This window comes from Streptomyces sp. CO7 (assembly GCF_053474865.1).
Genome location: NZ_JBRIOU010000005.1, coordinates 183,445 through 185,488, shown reverse-complemented (window position 1 = coordinate 185,488; position 2,044 = coordinate 183,445). Strand labels below are relative to the sequence as shown.

At 72.7% G+C, this 2,044-nt stretch carries 3 protein-coding genes and 1 pseudogene; 1 reads left to right on the top strand and 3 read right to left on the bottom strand.

Features of this window, described 5'->3' with window-relative positions; translation table 11 throughout:
• Positions 1 to 100, bottom strand: a pseudogene (locus ACOV8S_RS19235) (Appr-1-p processing protein); the annotation flags it as partial.
• A gap of 77 nt (positions 101 to 177) precedes the next feature.
• Here ACOV8S_RS19235 and ACOV8S_RS19230 point away from each other — a divergent pair.
• Positions 178 to 1,047 carry a GNAT family N-acetyltransferase gene (locus tag ACOV8S_RS19230; RefSeq protein WP_448319041.1) on the top strand — a complete coding sequence of 290 codons (870 nt, stop codon included), beginning with the start codon at positions 178 to 180 and terminating at the stop codon, positions 1,045 to 1,047.
• 49 nt (positions 1,048 to 1,096) lie between these two features.
• Here the strand turns inward: ACOV8S_RS19230 and ACOV8S_RS19225 are convergent, their stop codons facing one another.
• Entirely contained in the window at positions 1,097 to 1,474 is a 378-nt protein-coding gene (locus ACOV8S_RS19225) for an ASCH domain-containing protein (protein ID WP_448319040.1), read from the bottom strand.
• 164 nt (positions 1,475 to 1,638) lie between these two features.
• Positions 1,639 to 2,044 (bottom strand): hypothetical protein (locus ACOV8S_RS19220; protein ID WP_448319039.1); only part of this gene is annotated, 406 nt, incomplete at its 5' end.

Below are 2,044 nucleotides of genomic sequence, written 5' to 3'. Positions count from 1 at the left end.
TGCCCCACCCGCCCAGGTCGTTGCAGACGTGCGCGATGATCTTCGGACCCTTGGCCTGGGGGTCGGTCGCGTCGCCCGCGACGATGTTGAGCGGCTTCACCCCAGCATCCTCGCCCGGCCCGGCCACCAGGTCCAGCGCCTTGTTCCGCTCGCCCCGACCCCGGGGGATCATGAGGCATGCACCCGGACGACTGGCACCTCACCGACGACGTCGACGACTTCCTCGCCAAGGCCGGCGGCTTCCTGCGCTCCCGGCCCGGCCGTCACGTCATGCAGCTGACCTGGGCCGAACGGATCCGCAGCCGCGGGGCAGGGGCGTCGGCGGCGTCCGGTGCGGACGCCCCCTCGTTCGGGACCCTGGTGCGGGCGGGCGAGGTGTGCGGCACCTTCTACCGGCTGGGCGGCGTCGGCCTCTCCCCCCTCACCCCCGAGCAGGCCGACTCCCTCGCCGTCCGCCTGGCCGCCCTCGGCCATGTCCTCCCCCGCGTGAGCGCCGACGACGACACGGCCACCGCGTTCGCCGAGGCGTGGCAGCGGCACACCGGCGCGACGCCGAAGCTCCGCGACACCCGGCTCAACCTGTACGGCCTGCACGCTCTCACCCCGCCGGATCCGCACCCGCACGGGCGGGCCCGCCTGCTGGGCGACAGCGGCGCCGACCTCGCCGAAACCGTGCGCTGGTGCGCCGAGTTCGCCAGGGCCGTCGGCGAGGACGTGACCGTCGACGCCGCCACCTGGCCGTCCACCCGCTACGCCGACAAGCGCTACACCCTCTGGGAGACCCCTGACGGCGCCCCCGTCTCCGTCGCCGGCATGAACCCGCTGATCGGCGGCCAGATCCAGATCGACATCGTGTACACCCCCGCCCACCTGCGCGGTCACGGTTACGCGGCCGCGGTGACCGCGGCGGTCACTCGCACCGCCCTGGCCGCGGGCGCGCGGGACATCGTCCTGTTCGCGGACGCCGGCAACCCCACCAGCAACGCGCTGTACCGGCGCCTCGGGTACCGGGTGCTCACCGGGTGGTCGGTGTACGACTTCTCGTGAGGTCGACGGCACGCGCAGGGTGATACGGAGTAGGTGGGCCCAGAAGGCGTCAGGGCGACGTGACGACCCGGAACCGCAGGCACACCAACGGGGTGTCGTCCTGCACCGGCGTGCCGATGCCTTCCCAGAAGCGCCGGTGCCCGGCCCGCCATTCGTCCAGCGACCGGTCGCCCTCACCCTCCGCGGCGGCGTGCTCCCACGTGACCCCGCCGAAGGGAACCTGCTCGACACCGGTGATCTCGATCGTGGCGACGTGGTCACCGTCGTTCCCGAGGAGCGCCAGACGCTCACCCACGAACTCCAGGCCCTCCGTCTCCTCCACGTACTCGGCCAGCAGCCCGGTGGTGGCGATCTTCCTGCCGGCCAGGACCAGAGCGTTCAGCCGCTCCCGCATCTCACCGACCGTGCCGAGTTCCAACGCCCGCATGCCGTTGCTCCGTGGCCACACGCCAGCACCGCTCCCTTTCCACACCCCGGCATCCGCCACGGCCTTGGACGTCCCCCACCGTGGGACCGGCGAGGGACGACAACTCCCCACCGACGCCGCAGCAGCGCACCCAGCCGCACGCGACGGGCCGGCCCACGGCAGGCCTACTCGGTGAACTCGGCATCCTCAACGTCATTGGCGTCACTGGCGTCACCCGACGCGAGCAGGGCCAACGTGCGCAGGCGCTCGTAGTACGCCCGGCCCGACGGATCGGTGATGTGGGGGATCACGACGTCCAGGTCCTCGACGCAGGCCCGCAGGATGTGGTCGAGCTTGCGGGTGAGGGCTCCTTCGTCGGCGATCCATGCCTGGACGCACATCGCGGTCTCCGCGTCGAGCAGCACCATGTCGATGCCTTCCAGTTCGACCCCTCGCAGGTCGGCGGGGAAGTCGGCGTCGTCGTGCTCCTGCCGGAGCCGGGCCGCCTCGCTCATCCGGCCGGACAGCGCGGCCCCCACGCCGGCCTCCTCGCCGGACGACTCGTCACGAGCCGCATCGCCGCCCGCCTCC